This window comes from Sulfitobacter sp. PR48, from assembly GCF_028807335.1.
Lineage (GTDB): Bacteria > Pseudomonadota > Alphaproteobacteria > Rhodobacterales > Rhodobacteraceae > Sulfitobacter.
The window spans coordinates 22,050-39,783 of sequence record NZ_JARAMM010000002.1; the positions used below are offsets into that span (position 1 = coordinate 22,050).

Below are 17,734 nucleotides of genomic sequence, written 5' to 3' on the forward strand. Positions count from 1 at the left end.
TTACATGCGTTTGCAATTATCTTATGCAAGGAGCCTTGAGCGCATGACGCAGAATCCCGACGCTATTATCATCGGCGCAGGACACAATAGTCTTGCCTGTGCGTGTCATCTTGTGTCGCGCGGCTGGAAGGTTGCCATCTACGAACAGAACGCCAAACCGGGGGGTGCGGTGAAAACCGGCGAATATACCTTGCCGGGCTTCCGTCACGATTGGGCGGCGATGAACCTGTCGCTATTCGCCGGCTCGGCCTTTCACCAGCAACACGGCGCGGAACTGGCGCAGCACGGGCTGGCCTTTGCACCCACAGTCAATCCGTTTGCCAGTCTGTTTCCCGATGGAAAGTGGCTTGGCGTATCGAGCGACGCGGCACTCACGACCGCAAGGATACGCGGGTTTTCCGATACGGATGCGGCGGCATGGACTCAGCTGACCGAAAGTTTTCCCGCCGACGCAGAGGCGATCCTCGGCGTGTTGGGCAGCCCTATGAACCTGCGGGCGCTGGGCACCCTTGTGGGCAAGACATGGTGGCGTCGCGGCACGGCAGGATCGCTTGATCTGGCGCGGTTCCTCACGATGTCGTCTCGGGCCTGGCTGGATCAGACGTTTGAGAGCGATCACGTCAAGGCGACTTTGGCCGCCTGGGGCATGCATCTGGACTTTGCGCCCGACATCGCGGGCGGTGCTGTCTTTCCCTATCTGGAGGGGATGGCAGGTCAGGCCTTTGGCATGGTGCTGGGGCAGGGTGGCGCCGATACGATCACCAGCGCCATGGTCGCGATGATCGAGGCGCGCGGCGGGTCGGTGCAGTGCGGCACATCTGTCAGCAGCATCGAACAGGTCGCCGGGCGGGCGATCGGGATTACACTGTCCGATGGCACGGTGGTCCGGGCGGAAAAGGCGGTGATCGCCAATCTGTCGCCGCGCGGCCTGATGAAATTGACCGGTGGCACGGGCGACCCCCGCCACGAGCGCGCGATGAAGACGTTCCAGCATGCGCCGGGCACGATGATGATCCATCTGGCCATGGACAGTTTGCCGAACTGGCCCGCCGCTGAGTTGAAACGATTTGCCTATGTGCATCTGGCGCCCTCAATGGACCAGATGGCGCGAACCTATGCGCAGGCCATGGCCGGGCAATTGCCGGAGGAGCCGGTGATCGTCTGCGGGCAGCCGACAGTTGTCGACCCATCGCGCGCACCGGCGGGAAAGCATGTTCTCTGGCTTCAGGTGCGGATGGCCCCCGGCCAGATAAAGGGGGATGCAGCGGGCACCATTGATGCCAGAAACTGGCAGGATGCCGCAGAACCCTTTGCGGAACGCGCACTGGATATCCTGGAGCGTTACGCACCCGGCACCCGTGAAAACATCATCGGAAAACACGTGGTTACCCCGGATATGTTCGAGGCGGACAATCCCAACCTCGTAGGGGGCGATCAAGTCTGTGGCAGCCATCATCTGCACCAGCATTTCATGAACCGTCCCGCACGCGGTTATGCCGACGGGACAACGCCGATCAGAAATCTTTATCACACCGGCGCTGCAGTCTGGCCCGGTGGCGGCACAGGAGCGGGACCCGGCACCCTTCTGGCCAGAAAACTTGTCGGAAACTAAAAAATTGAAAAACAGGGGAAGAACAATGTCACTTTCAAGAAGAAGTCTGCTCAAGACATCAGCGGCGGCAGCCGCTTTTGCAACCGTCGGTCTGCCCAGCTTTGCGCAGGAGATCGACGAGTTGGTGATCGCCTATAACGTAAACCTGCCCAGCTGGGACCCGACCGTCGGGCCATCTGCGGTCAACCCGACCATCCAGGGATTCTATCAATCGGTTTTCGATCTTTTCATCCACCAGAACCCCGACCTGTCCTTCGGGTCCGGTCTGATCACCGACTGGGGCTGGAACGAGGACAACACAAAACTGTGGATGGATGTGCGCGAGGGTGTGACATGGCATAACGGTGATCCTTTCACAGCCGAAGATGTCGCATGGTCGCTGCAACGGGCTGCAAATCCGGAAACCGGCAACCCCATCCAATTCATCTGGGGCAAGGTTGATAACATCACCGCCGAAGGCAATCGCGTAACGGCGGACGTCAAGGAATTTGAGCCGACCTTCTTCAAGTGGATGAGCTTTCTCACCGGCTATGTGCTGCCCAAGAAATATTACGAGGAAGTGGGCGCAGAAGGGTTCGAGGCAGCACCCATCGGCACCGGCCCCTACATGGTGGAAAAATTCGAGCGCAACGCCTTTGTCCGGCTGAAGGCCAATGAAAACTACTGGGGCGGTGCGCCGGAGTTCAAGTCTGTGACGATCAAGTTCGTGACCGATGCGGCCAGCCGCGTCGCCGAGATTGAATCCGGCAATTCCCATGTGACGCTTGAAGTGCCCTATGAAGAGTTCGACCGGCTTAAGGCCAAGGACGGTATCAATGGCGTGGCAGAGCCGATTTCTGACATCGGCATGATCTTCCTGAATGACATTGAGGTGATGACCGATCCGAACGTGCGCAAGGCGGCTGCACATGCCATCGACAAGAAGCTGATCATTGACCGTTTGCTGTCGGGTTACGGCATTCCGATCGACACGTTGCAGACGCCGGATTACACCGCCTATGACGAAACCACCAAGGTTCCCTTTGACCCGGAACTGTCAAAGAAGCTGCTGGCTGACAGCGGTTACGGCCCCGACAACCCGGTAAAGTTCAAGATCCAGACAACCAAGGGGTTCAAGCCCAAGGATTACGAGATGATCCAGGCGATTGTCGGGCTGTGGCGTCGTGTCGGGATCGAGGCCGAGATCGAGGTCTATGAGATCGCCAAACATTACGAGTTGCGTGCCGCCGACACGCTTGCGCCCGCGGCTTTCTACAACTGGGGCAATTCGATTGGCGACCCGTCAACCTCCACCGGCCATGCCATGTTCGGGCCCTCGCCGCATTCGGTCTGGGACGGCCAGGAAACGTTCGACGCGATCCTCCCGCTCTGGGCTGAAGCGGACGAGGAGAAGCGTATCGAAGGCTGGAAGGCAGTCGACCGCATGATTGCCGAAAACGCCGAGGTGATCCCGCTGTTGCAATATGTTCAGCCGATCCTTTTCGTGTCGGGCGTCAAGGTGACGCCGCACCGGTCGGGCGCGCTGTTGCCGCATCTGATGACCCGGGCCTGAGGCTTCTTCCTGACTGGTGGGGTCGCCTGCGCGGCCCCACCCCTTTTTCCGGGTTTACATGACACTCCTGCGCACGATCTTTCTGCGGCTGCTGACCACCGCCATCACGCTGTTTGGCGTGGCGGTGATTGTCTTTGTCGTGATCCGGGTGGTGCCGGGCAATCCCATCGCGATGATGCTGCCGCCCGGGGCCACCGAAGCCGATATTGCGCGGTTGCAGGCGCAATACGGGTTCGACAAATCCATCTTTGACCAGTTCCTGATCTGGCTGAGCGGTGTTTTGCAGGGTGATTTCGGCACCTCCATCTCCCTTCGCCAGCCGGTTTCACAGCTTGTCCTCAACCGGCTTCCGGCCACGCTGGAACTGTCCGTCATGGCGCTGCTGATGGCGGTGCTGATGGGCGTGACGCTGGCATTGATCGGCACCCGGTTCCGCGACGGCAAGACCGAAGGCGTGGTCGACGTGACTGCCGGAATGGCGCTTTCGATCCCTGATTTCCTCTGGGGGCTCGTGTTGATCCTGCTGTTTGGGGTGTTCTGGCCGGTGTTCCACATATCGGGGCGCATTTCGCCCGCGCTCAATGTCGATTTCACCACCAACTTCTACCTGTTCGAGGCCATTGCGCGGCTGCGCTTCGACGTGATGGCCGACCTTGCCGCGCATATGTTCATGCCGGCCCTGGCCCTGGCGATCCCGTTGGCTGCAATCGTCTCGCAATTGCTCAAGCAATCGCTGAAGGAAACCATGCATCTGGATTACGTGACCCTGGCCAGAACCAAAGGGTATGGCGAGAACCATGTCATCACCCGCGAAGCATTGCCGAATGCGATCCTGCCGACGCTGACGCTGGTCGGGGTGCAGTTCACCTTTCTGATCGGCGGCACCGTGATCATCGAGCGCCTGTTCAGCTATGAGGGGCTGGGCAACATGGCGATTGATGCCGTGATCAATCGCGATCTGCCTTTGATACAGGGCATCGTGATCCTCTTTGCCATGCTGTTCACCCTCGTGAACCTTGCTGTCGATATGCTTTATGTCGTGCTGAACCCGAGGCTGCGCCATGCGTGACGCCCGCGGAGATCTGCGCCGACCTGTGGGTCTGCGGCTTTGGCTATCCGGAGGATGGCTGACCCTGCTGGTGCTGGGGGCGGTATTCGCACCCTGGATCGCGCCCAAGGATCCGCTGATGCAGGATCTGTTCCTGGGCCGGTTGCCGCCATTCTGGGAAAGCGGGACAGAGCCGGGCTTTTGGCTGGGGACGGATTCGCTTGGCCGGGACGTGCTGTCGCGCATGCTTTACGGTGCGCGTCTGGCGCTGGAGGTGGCAATGATCGCAGGCACGCTGACCTGCATCATCGGCGCGGCGCTGGGCCTGATCGCGGGATATTACCGCGGCTGGCCGGACCGGATCATCAGCCGTTTCGTGGACATCTGGATGGCCTTTCCGCCGGTGCTTTTTGCCATTCTGCTGATTGCGGTCCTGGGGCCGGGGCTGTGGTCGATCATCATTGCCATCGTCGTGATCGACTGGACCCGCTTTGCCCGGGTGATCCGCGCCGAAGCAATGAGCCAGGGCGCGATGGACTATGTCGCCTCCGCCCAGGTGGCCGGGCGCAAGAGGTTTGGCATCATGCTGACGGAAATCCTGCCGAATGTCCTGCCCACCATCGTCGTGCTGCTGACCCTGGAAATGGGGATCGCCGTGATCGTCGAGGCGATCCTGTCCTTCGTGAACCTGTCGATCTCGACCGATAGCCCGACATGGGGCGGCATGATCGCAGAGGGGCGCACATCGGTCCATCAGGCGTGGTGGGTGCTGGTCTTCCCGCTGATCGCGCTGTTCCTGACGGTGCTCAGCTTCTCGCAATTGGGCGAAGGGTTGAAAGACCGCTTTGATCCGGTGCTGAGATGAAAAGTTTCCTGTCGATCCGCAACCTGTCGGTCCGGCTGAAGAACGGCAGCCCGATCCTGCGGTCGGTCTCGCTGGATGTCGCTGCCGGGCAGGTGCATGGGCTGGTCGGTGAATCCGGGGCGGGCAAATCCATGATCGGCAAGGCCGTGCTGGGCACCCTGCCGCGCGCGCTGAGCGTTTCGGGCGGTGAGATATGGCTGGACGGTACCGACCTGATGTCCCTGCCTCCGGCAGAACGGCGCAGGCGCATCGGGGCCACGGCGGCGCTGATCCCGCAGGATCCGCTGACGGCCCTGAACCCGTCGAAACGGATCGGGCCGCAGATCACACGCCGTCTGGTCGATATCCTGGGCTGGTCGAAGCAGGATGCGCAGGACCGCGCGCTGGAGCTGCTGGGAGAGGTCCACATCCCCGACCCCGCGCGCGTGATGCGGAATTACCCGCATGAGCTGTCAGGCGGCATGCGGCAACGCATTCTGATTGCGTCGGCCTTTGCCGCGGAACCGCGTCTGATCATTGCCGATGAACCGACAACCGCACTTGATGTGACGGTGCAGAAACAGATCCTGCGCCTGATCGCGGATATGCAGACGCGCCACGGGACTGCGCTGCTTTTTGTGACACATGACCTCGGCGTGGTGTCGAAAGTCTGTGATACGCTCAGCGTTCTTTATGCCGGAAAAGTGGTTGAGGAAGCGCGGATGCATCGGTTCTTCATGCGTCCGATCCATCCCTATTCGGCGGCGCTGCTGGCGGCAACGCCGACCTATACCGATCCGACCGGCAGCCTGACGCCCGTGTCGCAGGAGGTTATTGACGGGGTGGAGGCCGAAGTGGCCCAGCATGACGCGAGGCGCGCGCGATGATGTATCAGATCAAGGATCTGCATCTGTCCCTGCCGGACATGACCCGAAAGCCCTTGTTAGGCCCTGCGCCGCGCATCGAGATCCTGAAAGGGCTGACGTTCGATGTGCCCAAGGGGGCCGTCCTGGGCATTGTTGGCGGGTCGGGATCCGGCAAGTCGACCCTGGGCCGTGCCATGCTGCGGTTGCTGGAGCCGACTGCGGGCGAAGTTGTTTTTGACGGGCAGACCATCACGCATCTGAGCGAAAATGCCCTGCGGCCCCTGCGGCGGCGTTTCCAGATGATATTCCAGGACCCGATGTCATCGCTGAACCCGCGCCGCCGGGTGGGCGGGATCATCGCGGGGCCGCTGCACCTGCATGGGTTCGACGGGGTTCCCGGCCGCGTGGCCGAAGCATTGGATATGGTGGGGCTGCCGCGCCATTTTTCCCGCCGCTATCCGCATGAATTGTCCGGTGGTCAGCGCCAGAGGGTCGGCATCGCCCGGGCCATTGCACTGCAACCCGACTTCATCCTCGCCGATGAAATTGTTTCCGGCCTTGATGTATCGTCTCAGGCGCAGGTCCTGAATCTGCTTGGGGAGTTGGTGCGTGATCTGGGTCTGACGCTGGCTTTCATCAGCCATGATCTCTCCGTGATCCGGCGTCTGTGCAACCGGGTGGTTGTCCTGCATCAGGGTGTCATCGTCGAAGAGGCGGAAACGGCACTGCTTTTCGATGCGCCCAAGGCGCGTTATACGCAGGAGTTGTTGCAGGCGATCCCCTTGCCAGATCCGTTCCAGAAGTGGCTGTAATCACGCCGAACCTGCCTATCATCCTTATTAGAGACTGAACATGACCGCTGATCCCGCCTATTTCCTGTATCATTCGATCGGACAATATCCGGGCAAGGCCAAGGATATGGCCGCTGCACTGACGGGTTTTGCCGAAGATTGGGGCCGTCATGACGATGCACAATGGCCAAATGTGCTGAGCGCGCGCGCCGAATTTCTGAACCTCTGGCGCGACCTGATCGATGCGCCGGAGGGAACGCTGACTTCGGCAGAGAATGTGACAACCGGGCTGTTCTCAGTCCTTGGTGGTTTGCCCGATGAAGTCTTGCGCGGCAGACGGGTGCTGGTCGGGGCGGATTGCTTTCCTTCGCTGCATTTCCTGCTGAACGGCATGGCGGACCGGCTGGGATACACGCTTGAGACCGTACCGCTGCGGCAAGGCGAATTCTGGGTCCGGGACGAAGACTTGATGGCATCCTGGGGGCCCGACGTCGGGCTGGCGCTGCTGACATTCGTCACCTCTACGGCATCGCATCGTTGCGATCTTGAGGCGCTCAGCGCCCATGGCGCGCGCATGGGGTCCATTGTCGGGGTCGATCTGACGCAAGGCATTGGCATCTTGCCCTTTTCGCTGGCCGAAACCCCTGTGGATTTTGTGGTTTCGACCTCCCTCAAATGGCTCTGTGGCACCCCGGGTGCCGGCATCATCCAGATGCGCAGCGATCTGATCGAGCGGTGCCAGCCGGAATTGCGGGGCTGGTTCTCGCAGGACAACCCGTTCTCCTGGGATCTGGACGGGTTCGAATATGCACCCGATGCGCGGCGGTTCGAACATGGCACGCCCTCTGTCATGGCCTGTGTCGGCTCGGTGCCCGCGCTGAAATGGCAGTCGGGGCAAACCGGTTTGCTGGATCATAACCGCAGCCTGACGCGGCAGGTGATCGCATGCGCCGAAGAAGCGGGTCTGCCCCTTGCCTGCCCGGAAAACGAGGACCGCCGGGGCGGATCGGTGATGTTGCAATTGCCCGGTGAAAGTGATCCTGTCGCCATTGTAGACGGGTTGCGCGCCAGGTCTGTCCATGTTGACGCAAGGGGGCGGATTTTGCGCATTTCACCCGGTACAGTGACTGATGAAACGCATGTCCAGCGCCTGTTCGAAGGGCTTGCAGCGTTGATCTGAGACAGGGATTTGCCATGCGCATCGCGATGTGGTCCGGGCCGCGCAATCTGAGCACGGCGATGATGTACAGTTTTGGCGCAAGAGCCGATTTCACCGTCATGGACGAGCCCTTTTACGCGGCCTATCTGGTGCAGTCCGAATTGGACCATCCGATGCGGGACGACATCATCACCCACCACGAAACCGACCCTGAAAAGGTTTCGGCGGCCTGTTCCCGGGGCGGTTCACCGCATCTTTACATGAAGCATATGCCGCATCACATGTTGCCGGGCATGCCGATGGACTGGGCCGAGGGATGTGTGCATGTCCACCTGCTGCGCCATCCCGCGCGGGTGATTGCCAGCTATGCGGCCAAACGCGAGGCGCCGACGCTGGAAGACATCGGATTTGTCCAGCAGGCGCGTCTGTATGACAGGATCGGCGGGCTTGTGATCGACAGTACCGATGTTCGTGCCGACCCCGAGAAGGCGCTGCGCGGTCTTTGTACCGCTATTGATCTGCCGTTTGATCCCGCGATGTTGAAATGGCCGGCAGGGCCAAGGGCGGAAGATGGAATCTGGGCCAGCCATTGGTACGGCGCGGTGCATCAGAGCACGGGGTTTGCCGGGGCAGAAGGGCCTTTGCCCAGGCTCGACGCCGAACAGGCCGCCCTGGCTGAAAGGGCGATGCCACATTACGAAAAACTGTGGAATCAGCGGCTCGGAAAATAGAATCCGGTTTTCGTGAAACTTCTGCGTCTCCCGTTCCGTGGCTGCGGCATACATCAAGAGGGAGACAGAGATGAAATATGTAACGAGTTCGATTGCCGCACTGACCCTGACAGCAGGTGTGGCTTTTGCCGCAGCGCATGCCACGCCGATGGTCGAGGCATCTGATCAGGATGTGTCGAATGGCGTTGTCAGCGCGGACAAGGTCGTCGCGGGCGAAAACGGCTGGCTGGTGGTGCACCGCACCGATGCCGATATGAAGCCGGGCCCTGTGGTAGGTTACGCCCCCCTGCGCGGTGGCGAGAACATGGATGTCGCCGCGATCCTTCAGGAAGACGTTGCATCGGGCGACATGCTGATGCTGATGGTTCACTCCGAAGCGGGTGGCATGAAAGCCGGCGTATTCGAATATACGCTCGGCGCCAAGGAAGACGGCCCGATCAAGCCGGATGGCAACCTCGTGATGACGGTCGTCAAGGCCAAGTGATACCAGCCGCCTAACGAGTTTCCGGTTTTGGTAACTTGAAGCGTATTTTCACCAAAAGGGCCCGGATATTGCGATCCGGGCCCTTTTTTGTGTTGGCGTCGGGGCCTTAGCCCTTCATGCGCTTGTCGCGGGCGGCCAGCAGTTTCAGGCGCAGCGCATTGAGCTGGATGAAACCTGCCGCATCTTTCTGGTCATAGGCGCCGGCATCATCCTCGAAAGTCACATGCGCCTCTGAATAGAGCGAGTGATCGGACCAGCGGCCCACGGTCCGGACGTGACCCTTGTAGAGTTTCAGGCGCACGGTGCCGGTGACATGGGTCTGGCTGGCGTCAATGGCGGCCTGCAGCATGGTGCGTTCGGGGCTGAACCAGAAACCGTTGTAGATCAGTTCGGCATAGCGCGGCATCAACTCGTCCTTGAGGTGCATGGCACCCCGGTCGAGCGTGATGGATTCGATGCCGCGATGTGCCTCAAGCAGCAGGGTGCCGCCGGGGGTTTCATAGATCCCACGGGATTTCATCCCGACAAAACGCCCCTCGACCAGGTCGAGCCGCCCGCAACCGTGTTTGCCGCCCAGTTCATTGAGCCTGGTCAGGATGGTGGCAGGCGACATCGCCTCGCCATTGATGCTGACCGCATCGCCGCGTTCAAATCCGATTTCGACATATTCGGGCTGATCCGGTGCCTTTTCCGGATCGACAGTGCGCTGATAGACATAGTCGGGCGCGTCAATGGCCGGGTCTTCCAGCACCTTGCCCTCGGAGGAGGTGTGCAGCAGGTTGGCATCCACGCTGAAGGGGGCCTCTCCGCGTTTGTCCTTGGCGACGGGGATCTGGTGCTTTTCGGCAAACTCCAGCAGTTTTGTCCGGCTGGAAAGATCCCATTCGCGCCAGGGGGCGATCACCTTGATGTCCGGGTTCAGCGCATAGGCGGCCAGCTCGAACCGTACCTGGTCATTGCCCTTGCCGGTTGCACCATGTGCCACGGCATCGGCCCCTGTCTCGGCGGCAATTTCCACCAGACGCTTGGAGATCAGCGGGCGGGCGATGGAGGTGCCGAGCAGGTAGAGCCCCTCGTATACGGCATTGGCGCGGAACATCGGGAAGACGAAATCGCGCACGAATTCCTCGCGCACGTCTTCGACGTAGATCTCGGAAGCGCCCATCATCTCGGCTTTCTTCCGGGCCGGTTCCAGTTCCTCTCCCTGACCGAGGTCAGCGGTAAAGGTCACGACCTCGCAGTCGTATTCGGTTTGCAGCCACTTCAGGATGATCGAGGTATCTAGGCCGCCGGAGTAGGCGAGCACGACTTTCTTGGGCGCGGACATGGATGGTTCCTTTCTGACTTGGATCGCGGGGTATCCGGTTTTGCGGTCACGGGCAAGATCAGCTTGCCACGTTGACCTGTGCCGCCCGCGCGCCTATCGAGTTTGAACGCAAGCCGGAGACAGGTGGCATGACAGAGAATTTTCAGGCGATGGCCACATTGGCGACGGCCAGGATGCGGCAGGTATTTCCCGCCACGCCGCTTTTGCGCAATGAGCTGTTGTCGGAGCGGTTCGGGGCGGACATCTGGCTCAAACGCGAAGACCTGAGCCCGGTCCGGTCCTACAAACTGCGCGGGGCCTTCAACGCCATGCGAAAGGTCATTCCCGATCAGCAGCTTTTTGTCTGCGCCTCGGCGGGCAATCATGCCCAGGGCGTTGCGTTCATGTGCCGTCATTTCAATGTGCGCGGCGTCATCTTCATGCCGGTGACCACGCCCGAGCAAAAGATCCTGAAGACGCGAATGTTCGGCGGCAGCGCGGTGGAGGTAAAGCTCGTCGGAGATTATTTCGACAAGACGCTGACGGCCGCACAGGAGTTCTGTGCGCGGGAGGGGGCACATTTCCTGTCTCCCTTTGACGATGAGGACGTGATCGAGGGGCAGGCATCGGTCGCGGTCGAGATCGAACAGGAACTGGGCCGCGTGCCGGATCACATCATCCTGCCGGTTGGTGGCGGCGGGTTGTCTGCCGGTACGCGCAGCTATTTCGGGACAGATTGTGCCTATACCTTTGTCGAACCTTCCGGCGCGAAAAGCCTTGCCGCCGCCCTGGCGGAGGGCAAGCCGGTGGATGTGTCGCCGATCAATTCCTTCGTGGACGGTGCTGCGGTTGCGCGGATCGGCGCGCGCACCTTTGCGCGTCTGGCGGATGTGTCGCCGGAAGACGTGATCGACCTGCCGGAGGACCGCATCTGCCAGACCATCATTGAAATGCTGAATGTTGAGGGGATCGTGCTGGAACCTGCGGGAGCCATGGCGATCGAGGCGCTGGGCGATGTGGCAGAGGCGATCAAGGGAAAGACGGTTGTCTGTATCGCATCCGGCGGCAATTTCGATTTTGAGCGCCTGCCGGAGGTCAAGGAGCGCGCGCAGCGTTATGCGGGGTTGAAGAAGTACTTTATCCTGCGCCTGCCGCAGCGTCCCGGCGCGCTGCGCGATTTTCTGGACCGGCTTGGTCCAGCCGACAACATCACCCGGTTCGAGTACATGAAGAAATCGGCGCGCAACTTCGGCTCTGTTCTGATCGGGATAGAGACGGATGCGCCGGAGAATTTCCCGGCCATGTTCCGGCGGATCGACGAGGCCGGTTTCACCTATACCGACATCACCAATGATGAAACACTGGCGCAATTCGTGATCTGAGGGGAGAGCAGATGCAGTTCAAGGGAAGTTCGGTTGTCATCACCGGCGCAGGCGGCGGCATTGGTGCCGCGATTGCACGTGCGGCAGCGGCCAGGGGCGCGCGGGTCTGCGTTTCCGACATTGATGGTGACAAGGCGCGGCAGGTCGCAGAGGAGATCGGCGGCATTGCGGTTGCCTGCGATGTCACGGATGAGGCGGCGATACAAAACCTGATCGAAACCGCCAGGGCGGCGCATGGCCCGGTGGACATCTATGTCTCTAACGCGGGGCTTGGGCGGGGTGACCCCTCTCATGCGGCCTCACAGCCGAATGCGGACTGGATGTTGAACTGGAACGTGCATGTGATGGCGCATGTCTATGCCGCCCGCGCGCTGCTGCCCGAGATGATTGCGCGGGGCAGCGGCCACCTTGTCAACGTGGCCTCGGCGGCGGGGCTGCTGAACCAGATTGGCGATGCGGCTTATTCCGCGACCAAACACGCGGCCGTCAGCTTTGCGGAATCCCTTGCGATTACCCATGGGGCGGATGGCATCGGGGCGTCGGTGGTCTGCCCGCAATATGTCGCGACACCCCTGTTGGGGATGAGCGATGCTGACGCGGATCCGGATGCATCGCTGCTGACCGCCGATGACGTGGCGCAGGCAGTGGTTGCGGGCGTGGAGGAGAACCGGTTTCTGATCCTGTCGCATCCGGCCGTACAGGGCTTTGCGGTGCATCGGGCAAAGGATCATGATCGCTGGATTGCCGGGATGCAGGCGCTGCGGGTAAAGGCGCTGGACACCTTTGGTGAAATCAGGGTCCAGGAATTTTACAAACTGGTCTGACTGTCAAAGGCCGTGGGCAAGGCCTGCAGGAAAGCCGCCTTGGACATTGCGTAGGCTGACAGGATCGGATGAAGATCGACCTGGCTGGTGCCACCCTGCGCGGCCAGAGTCTCACCAGTCTGACAGAGGTCGGAGAACCTGGTGAAGCCCAGGTTCAGCGCGCTGCCCTTGAGGAGATGAAGGTCTTCCTCCACGGACAGGGGCGACTGCCCCTTGGCCAGCCGCGCCGTCACTTCTTCAACCTCCTCGATGAAAAGAGCGACGATGTCGTCAAAATCTTCTGCCCCGACTTCGTCGCGCAGCCTTGCGACCTGATCCCAGTCAATCATTTTCCCAGTCAATCATGCACCTGTTCCTCCGGCCCGGGCAGCATGAAGTTCAGAGATTAACAATGTCTTTGCAGACCGGGGCCCTTTGACACGGATTTTACCTTTTAAGAGCTCTTAACCTGTTTGGTCCAATGGTGGGCATTCCGGACCAGAGAACGTAACAGAAGCGGAGAACCGATCAGAAAATGCGGAATTTCAGCGCGGCCAGACATCCCGAAACGCTGGCCGACAACCCGGTTGCAAAGACCCGGATCCTTGTTGTCGATGACAGCCGTCTTCAGCGGCGTCTTCTGACCGGTTCATTGGTGAAATGGGGGTACGAGGTGATCGAGGCCGCCTCGGGTAAGGAAGCGTTGCAGCTTTGCGCCGACAACCTTCCGGATCTGATCCTGAGCGATTGGATGATGCCGGGCATGACCGGGCTGGAGTTTTGTCGCGCCCTGCGGGATCTGCCCGGCGAACAGTTTGCCTATTTCATTCTGCTGACCTCCAAAAAGGAGAAGGAGGAAGTGGCGGTGGGCTTGCACTCCGGCGCGGATGATTTCTTGTCCAAACCCGTGGACAATGCCGAGCTGCGGGCGCGCATCACGGCGGGCGAACGCATTATCAACACGCAGCGGCAGCTGTGCCGCAGCAACCAGATGATCCGCGACACCCTGGCCGAGCTTCAGGGCCTCTATGATTCGCTCGACAAGGACCTGCTGGAAGCCAAGAAGCTGCAGCAATCGCTTTTGCCCGAACGGCACAGGGTCTTTCGGGGCGGCACCCTGTCCTTGTTGCTGCGGTCCAGCGGGCATGTTGGCGGCGATCTGGTCGGCTTTTTCGAAGCCGGGCCGCGAAAACTGGGCCTGTTCGGGATCGATGTGTCCGGTCACGGCATCAGCTCTGCCCTGATGACCGCGCGCCTGGCCGGTTACCTTTCCGCGTCGTCTCCGGGTCAGAACGTGGCCTTGATCCCGGATGGTGAGGACAGCTTTGTTGCCCGGCCGCCGGCCCAGGCGATTCAGGCAATCAACGAACTGGTGCTGAACGAGATGGAGACGGAGCATTACTTTACGCTGATGCTGGCCATCGTCGATCTGGACAGCGGGTTGGTCCAGATTGCACAGGCCGGGCACCCGCACCCCGTCATTCGCCGCCGGAACGGGGATATCGAACAATTCGGCACCGGTGGTTTCCCGGTCGGGCTGATCAGCGGCGTATCATTTCAGCAATTCGAGGTTCAGATGCACCCGGGGGACCGGCTGCTGATCCTGTCGGACGGATTTACGGAATGCCCGGACCAGACCGGCCAGATGCTGGGAGAAGCCGGGCTGGAGGAGATCGTAACCAGCCTTGGCGACATGCATGATGAGGCGTTTTTGTCGGGGCTTTTATGGAAATTGTCCGAATTTGCAGGCGCGATTGATTTTTCTGACGACCTGTCCGGCATCATGTTCCAGTTCAATGGCGATGCACCGCCATAGGCTCAGGTCAGCAGCGCCAGATACCGCTGGAACATCAGCCGGTCGCCGTCATTCCCAAGGTTTTCGATACATTCCGAGGCAGAGAGAACCAGGGTGACATGATCCGGTTCTGTCGGCGGTGCGATCTCTCTCACCGGGCGGGCGACATAGACGGTACACAGCTTTTCGGCCCAGAGGTCGTATTCCGGCATGAAGACGAACCGCCGGAAGGCACCCAGCCTGCGGGGGGCCGCGATGCGCCATCCGATTTCCTCCATTACTTCGCGGTGCAGCGCCTGCATTGGCGATTCGCCCGGATCTATGCCGCCGCCCGGCAATTGCACGTCGATTTCCGGGGTCACCTGCGCAGTCATCAGGAAACGGGTCTTGAGGGGCAGAATGGCATATGCTCCCGGCCGCAGGCGGTAGGACCGGTTCTTTTGCGGTGGCATGCCCATACGCCTGATCATGACCGTCCCCTTTATCCCCGGGTTGCTGCTCCTATATAGACGCGGTATGCCAAGCGACCCGCGATAAGGAAACCCCCATGACTTCTCCAACCCTGCCAGGAAACAAGATCGCCTGGGATGACAGCGTATTGCCGTTTCAACTGGACCATTCGAACATTCGTGGTCGGGTGGCCCGTCTGGATGGCGTGTTGGAAGGGGTGCTGCGCCAGCACAACTATCCGCCGCAGGTCGAGGCGCTTGTGGCCGAGATGGCATTGCTGACCGCCCTGATCGGCCAGACGATCAAACTGCGCTGGAAATTGTCCCTGCAGGTGCAGTCGAAAGGCGCGGTGCGGATGATCGCCACCGATTACTATGCGCCGGAGGCTGACGGTAAATCGGCCCGTATCAGAGCCTATGCCAGCTATGATGCGGATCGGCTGACAGATGCGGCGCCCTTCGAACAGGTGGGCGAAGGGTATTTTGCAATCATGATTGACCAGGGCAAAGGGATGACCCCCTATCAGGGCATCACACCCTTGAACGGCGGTTCCCTAGCGGCCTGTGCCGAGGCGTATTTCGCCCAGTCAGAGCAGCTGCCGACACGGTTCTCACTCAGCTTTGGCCGGTCCTCCGGCCCTGACGTGGCAGAACACTGGCGCGCGGGCGGTGTGATGTTGCAACATATGCCCAAGGCGTCGCCTTTTGCGGCCAAGGGCGAAGGGTCGGGCGAGGTGCTGCAGGCCCATGACCTTGTCGATGGCGAGGACGAGGAAAACTGGAACCGGGTGAATGTCCTGCTCGATACGGTTGAAGACCTGGAGCTGATCGGGCCCAGCGTCCCGCCCACGGACCTTTTGCTGCGGCTGTTTCACGAGGAACAGCCCAGGGTGTTTGACGCGCAGGCCGTTCGTTTTGGCTGCAGCTGCTCTGAGGAAAAGGTGCGCCAGAGCCTTTCGATCTATTCGGCCCGGGACATCGAAAAGATGACCACGGATCAGGGGCGCGTCACGGCGGACTGCCAGTTTTGCGGCGCCCATTACGATCTCGACCCGGCCACAGTCGGTTTCGAGGCGGAAGGGCAGAATGGCAAATGATCAGATTGACCGCATCCGCGCAGCCTTGCTGCATCCGGGCGTGGCGACATCAGATTTCGATCTGAACCCCGACGTGGTCCTGCCCGAGGGGCGTGTGTCTCGGCCCGCCGGGGTTCTGGCACCAATCCAGCTGGTCGATGGCCGGCTGGAACTGTTGCTGACAAAAAGATCTTCCGCGTTGAAACATCATCCGGGGCAGATCGCCTTTCCGGGAGGCAAGCAGGACCCGGGTGATGCCGATAGCATCGCTGCGGCGCTGCGCGAAGCGCATGAGGAAATCGGCTTGCCGCCTGAAAATGTCGAGGTGCTGGGCACGCTGCCGGTGCATGATACGGTCACCAGCTTTGCCGTGACGCCGGTGATCGGTCTGATCCGGGACAGATTTGATATCAGGCCCGAGCCCGGCGAAGTGGCAGAGGTGTTTTCTGTTCCACTGTCGCATGTACTGGATCCTGCCAACTACCTGGTGCAGTCCCGGCGGTGGCGCGGCAGTTTGCGGCACTATTTCACCGTACCTTACGGTCCCTATTACATTTGGGGCGCAACCGCGCGTATGTTGCGGGAATGGACAGAGCGGATGAAAACCTGATTCCAGCCGATACCGATTGGCTGCGCGATCCCGCCGCTCAGGCGGTGTGCAGCGCCGTGACGGAGGCGGGTTTCGATATCTATTTTGTGGGTGGCTGCGTGCGAAATGCCTTGCTGCATGCGCCCGCCAGCGACGTGGATCTGGCAACGGATGCACGCCCGGAAGAGGTTATGGCCTTGGCCGAAAGGGCCGGGATGCGGGCAGTTCCCACGGGGATCGACCACGGCACGGTGACAGTCGTGCAGGATGGAACCGCTTTCGAGGTGACGACCTTCAGGCGGGATGTGGAAACAGACGGGCGTCGTGCGGTTGTCGCCTTTTCCACGGATATCGCAGATGATGCGCGGCGGCGAGATTTCACCATGAACGCGCTTTATGCCACGCCGCAGGGGGTGGTGGTGGATCCGCTGGGCGGTCTGCCGGACCTTTGGGCGCGCCGGGTCCGCTTCATCGAAGACCCCGCCGCCCGCATCCGGGAAGATTACCTGCGCATCCTGCGGTACTTTCGTTTCTGCGCCTATTACGCGGACCTGGACGGTGGTTTCGAGCCGGACACGCTGGCAAGCATTTCAGAAAATCTGCACGGTTTAGAGACGCTTTCGGCAGAGCGGGTCGGACAGGAGATCATCAAGCTGTTGGGTGCGCCCGACCCGTCGCAGGCGGTTGCCGTCATGCGGGCCATCGGTGTTTTGCACGCCATCCTGCCGGGGAGTGATGACAGGTTCCTGGCACCCTTCGTACATCTGGAATCGATCTGCAACATTACCCCCGACTGGTCTGGCCGACTTGCCGTTCTGGGCGGCGATGACATCGCGGCACGGTTGCGCCTCAGCAAGTCGGATGCGCGGAATCTCGCCTTGCTGCATCAGATCGGATGGATGGGGCCGCCCCTGGCGGAGGTCGCCTATCGTCATGGCCTCCGCATCGCCGAACAGGTGATGCTGATGCGCTGTGCCCTGAACGGTGAACTGCCGGAAAAAGGTTGTTTAGAGACGATTCAGAGCGCCGCCCGGGCGGTGTTTCCGGTCTCCGCCCGTGACCTCATGCCGGCATATCAGGGGCCCGCGCTGGGCGCGCGCCTGGCGGAACTGGAAAGCAAATGGATCGCCTCGGGCTTTGCCCTGAGCCGCGAGGCATTGATTGGTACATTTTGAGGTCTCGACAGAACAGAGCGCATCCAATAAATGTAAATGCATAAACTTGGAGGGTTGCAAAATGTACCGCGG

Annotated in this window: 18 protein-coding genes; 15 read left to right on the forward strand and 3 right to left on the reverse strand. The window is 60.8% G+C overall.

The annotated features are described in order from the left end of the window. Positions 1–43: 43 nt before the first annotated feature. From PVW51_RS02820 to PVW51_RS02860, 9 genes are all read left to right on the forward strand, one after another. A complete protein-coding gene (locus PVW51_RS02820; RefSeq protein ID WP_274573540.1) occupies positions 44–1,612 on the forward strand; it encodes a phytoene desaturase family protein in 1,569 nt (522 codons plus the stop codon). Positions 1,613–1,637: 25 nt separating this feature from the next. Next, on the forward strand, positions 1,638–3,164 hold the full coding sequence (locus PVW51_RS02825) for an ABC transporter substrate-binding protein (protein WP_274573541.1): 1,527 nt from the start codon (positions 1,638–1,640) through the stop codon (positions 3,162–3,164). A 58-nt stretch (positions 3,165–3,222) separates the two neighbouring features. Then, the gene (locus tag PVW51_RS02830; RefSeq protein ID WP_274573543.1) at positions 3,223–4,233 is read left to right on the forward strand and encodes an ABC transporter permease; all 1,011 of its coding nucleotides are present in this window, start codon (positions 3,223–3,225) and stop codon (positions 4,231–4,233) included. Continuing rightward, complete coding sequence (locus tag PVW51_RS02835) at positions 4,226–5,077, forward strand: ABC transporter permease (protein WP_269363252.1); 852 nt, start codon at positions 4,226–4,228, stop codon at positions 5,075–5,077. Before PVW51_RS02830 ends, PVW51_RS02835 begins: the two co-directional genes overlap by 8 nt. Then, the gene (locus tag PVW51_RS02840; RefSeq protein ID WP_114274009.1) at positions 5,074–5,943 is read left to right on the forward strand and encodes an ABC transporter ATP-binding protein; all 870 of its coding nucleotides are present in this window, start codon (positions 5,074–5,076) and stop codon (positions 5,941–5,943) included. The genes PVW51_RS02835 and PVW51_RS02840 overlap by 4 nt, the downstream gene beginning before the upstream one ends. Beyond that, positions 5,940–6,734 (forward strand): ATP-binding cassette domain-containing protein, encoded by a 795-nt coding sequence (locus PVW51_RS02845; RefSeq protein ID WP_269363256.1) that lies wholly within the window; start codon positions 5,940–5,942, stop codon positions 6,732–6,734. Before PVW51_RS02840 ends, PVW51_RS02845 begins: the two co-directional genes overlap by 4 nt. 40 nt (positions 6,735–6,774) lie before the next feature. Then, complete coding sequence (locus PVW51_RS02850) at positions 6,775–7,893, forward strand: aminotransferase class V-fold PLP-dependent enzyme (protein WP_274573544.1); 1,119 nt, start codon at positions 6,775–6,777, stop codon at positions 7,891–7,893. Between the two features lie 14 nt (positions 7,894–7,907). Continuing rightward, on the forward strand, positions 7,908–8,603 hold the full coding sequence (locus PVW51_RS02855; RefSeq protein ID WP_269363260.1) for an HAD family hydrolase: 696 nt from the start codon (positions 7,908–7,910) through the stop codon (positions 8,601–8,603). 70 nt (positions 8,604–8,673) lie between these two features. Continuing rightward, positions 8,674–9,087: a DUF7282 domain-containing protein gene (locus PVW51_RS02860; RefSeq protein ID WP_274573545.1), complete on the forward strand. Its 414-nt coding sequence runs from the start codon at positions 8,674–8,676 to the stop codon at positions 9,085–9,087. 106 nt (positions 9,088–9,193) lie between these two features. Here the strand turns inward: PVW51_RS02860 and PVW51_RS02865 are convergent, their stop codons facing one another. Further along, complete coding sequence (locus tag PVW51_RS02865) at positions 9,194–10,414, reverse strand: argininosuccinate synthase (protein ID WP_274573546.1); 1,221 nt, start codon at positions 10,412–10,414, stop codon at positions 9,194–9,196. 128 nt (positions 10,415–10,542) lie between these two features. Between PVW51_RS02865 and ilvA the strand changes: the two genes are divergently transcribed. Both ilvA and PVW51_RS02875 read left to right on the forward strand, forming a co-directional pair. Further along, positions 10,543–11,775, forward strand: coding sequence for a threonine ammonia-lyase IlvA (ilvA, locus tag PVW51_RS02870; RefSeq protein ID WP_274573547.1), 1,233 nt, complete (start codon positions 10,543–10,545; stop codon positions 11,773–11,775). Between the two features lie 11 nt (positions 11,776–11,786). After that, on the forward strand, positions 11,787–12,599 hold the full coding sequence (locus PVW51_RS02875; protein WP_274573548.1) for an SDR family oxidoreductase: 813 nt from the start codon (positions 11,787–11,789) through the stop codon (positions 12,597–12,599). Here PVW51_RS02875 and PVW51_RS02880 read toward each other — a convergent pair. Continuing rightward, complete coding sequence (locus PVW51_RS02880; protein ID WP_274573549.1) at positions 12,584–12,928, reverse strand: Hpt domain-containing protein; 345 nt, start codon at positions 12,926–12,928, stop codon at positions 12,584–12,586. The genes PVW51_RS02875 and PVW51_RS02880 overlap by 16 nt on opposite strands. Before the next feature lie 185 nt (positions 12,929–13,113). On the opposite strand from PVW51_RS02880, the gene PVW51_RS02885 reads away from it, so the two are divergent. Then, positions 13,114–14,394, forward strand: a complete 1,281-nt coding sequence (locus PVW51_RS02885) for a PP2C family protein-serine/threonine phosphatase (protein ID WP_269363268.1) — start codon at positions 13,114–13,116, stop codon at positions 14,392–14,394. A gap of 2 nt (positions 14,395–14,396) precedes the next feature. Here the strand turns inward: PVW51_RS02885 and PVW51_RS02890 are convergent, their stop codons facing one another. Continuing rightward, entirely contained in the window at positions 14,397–14,843 is a 447-nt protein-coding gene (locus tag PVW51_RS02890; RefSeq protein WP_274573550.1) for an NUDIX hydrolase, read from the reverse strand. A 77-nt stretch (positions 14,844–14,920) separates the two neighbouring features. Here PVW51_RS02890 and hslO point away from each other — a divergent pair, with 77 nt between their 5' ends. From hslO to PVW51_RS02905, 3 genes are read left to right on the forward strand one after another with little or no spacing between them, the layout of a single operon-like run. Then, the gene (gene hslO, locus PVW51_RS02895; RefSeq protein WP_269363273.1) at positions 14,921–15,919 is read left to right on the forward strand and encodes an Hsp33 family molecular chaperone HslO; all 999 of its coding nucleotides are present in this window, start codon (positions 14,921–14,923) and stop codon (positions 15,917–15,919) included. After that, positions 15,909–16,508 carry a CoA pyrophosphatase gene (locus PVW51_RS02900; RefSeq protein ID WP_269363275.1) on the forward strand — a complete coding sequence of 200 codons (600 nt, stop codon included), beginning with the start codon at positions 15,909–15,911 and terminating at the stop codon, positions 16,506–16,508. The genes hslO and PVW51_RS02900 overlap by 11 nt, the downstream gene beginning before the upstream one ends. Next, the gene (locus PVW51_RS02905) at positions 16,484–17,662 is read left to right on the forward strand and encodes a CCA tRNA nucleotidyltransferase (protein WP_274573551.1); all 1,179 of its coding nucleotides are present in this window, start codon (positions 16,484–16,486) and stop codon (positions 17,660–17,662) included. The genes PVW51_RS02900 and PVW51_RS02905 overlap by 25 nt, the downstream gene beginning before the upstream one ends. Positions 17,663–17,734 lie beyond the last annotated feature (72 nt).

Excerpts from the sequence above, each read along its gene's own strand:
- PVW51_RS02825 (WP_274573541.1), top strand. The coding sequence starts at position 1,638 with ATGTCACTTTCAAGAAGAAGTCTGCTCAAGACATCAGCGGCGGCAGCC.
- PVW51_RS02855 (WP_269363260.1), top strand. The coding sequence starts at position 7,908 with ATGCGCATCGCGATGTGGTCCGGGCCGCGCAATCTGAGCACGGCGATG.
- PVW51_RS02900 (WP_269363275.1), top strand. The coding sequence starts at position 15,909 with ATGGCAAATGATCAGATTGACCGCATCCGCGCAGCCTTGCTGCATCCG.
- PVW51_RS02820 (WP_274573540.1), top strand. The coding sequence starts at position 44 with ATGACGCAGAATCCCGACGCTATTATCATCGGCGCAGGACACAATAGT.
- PVW51_RS02890 (WP_274573550.1), bottom strand. The coding sequence starts at position 14,843 with ATGATCAGGCGTATGGGCATGCCACCGCAAAAGAACCGGTCCTACCGC.
- PVW51_RS02875 (WP_274573548.1), top strand. The coding sequence starts at position 11,787 with ATGCAGTTCAAGGGAAGTTCGGTTGTCATCACCGGCGCAGGCGGCGGC.
- PVW51_RS02905 (WP_274573551.1), top strand. The coding sequence starts at position 16,484 with ATGGACAGAGCGGATGAAAACCTGATTCCAGCCGATACCGATTGGCTG.
- PVW51_RS02885 (WP_269363268.1), top strand. The coding sequence starts at position 13,114 with ATGCGGAATTTCAGCGCGGCCAGACATCCCGAAACGCTGGCCGACAAC.
- PVW51_RS02860 (WP_274573545.1), top strand. The coding sequence starts at position 8,674 with ATGAAATATGTAACGAGTTCGATTGCCGCACTGACCCTGACAGCAGGT.
- PVW51_RS02835 (WP_269363252.1), top strand. The coding sequence starts at position 4,226 with ATGCGTGACGCCCGCGGAGATCTGCGCCGACCTGTGGGTCTGCGGCTT.
- PVW51_RS02840 (WP_114274009.1), top strand. The coding sequence starts at position 5,074 with ATGAAAAGTTTCCTGTCGATCCGCAACCTGTCGGTCCGGCTGAAGAAC.
- ilvA (WP_274573547.1), top strand. The coding sequence starts at position 10,543 with ATGACAGAGAATTTTCAGGCGATGGCCACATTGGCGACGGCCAGGATG.
- hslO (WP_269363273.1), top strand. The coding sequence starts at position 14,921 with ATGACTTCTCCAACCCTGCCAGGAAACAAGATCGCCTGGGATGACAGC.
- PVW51_RS02830 (WP_274573543.1), top strand. The coding sequence starts at position 3,223 with ATGACACTCCTGCGCACGATCTTTCTGCGGCTGCTGACCACCGCCATC.
- PVW51_RS02880 (WP_274573549.1), bottom strand. The coding sequence starts at position 12,928 with ATGATTGACTGGGATCAGGTCGCAAGGCTGCGCGACGAAGTCGGGGCA.
- PVW51_RS02850 (WP_274573544.1), top strand. The coding sequence starts at position 6,775 with ATGACCGCTGATCCCGCCTATTTCCTGTATCATTCGATCGGACAATAT.
- PVW51_RS02845 (WP_269363256.1), top strand. The coding sequence starts at position 5,940 with ATGATGTATCAGATCAAGGATCTGCATCTGTCCCTGCCGGACATGACC.
- PVW51_RS02865 (WP_274573546.1), bottom strand. The coding sequence starts at position 10,414 with ATGTCCGCGCCCAAGAAAGTCGTGCTCGCCTACTCCGGCGGCCTAGAT.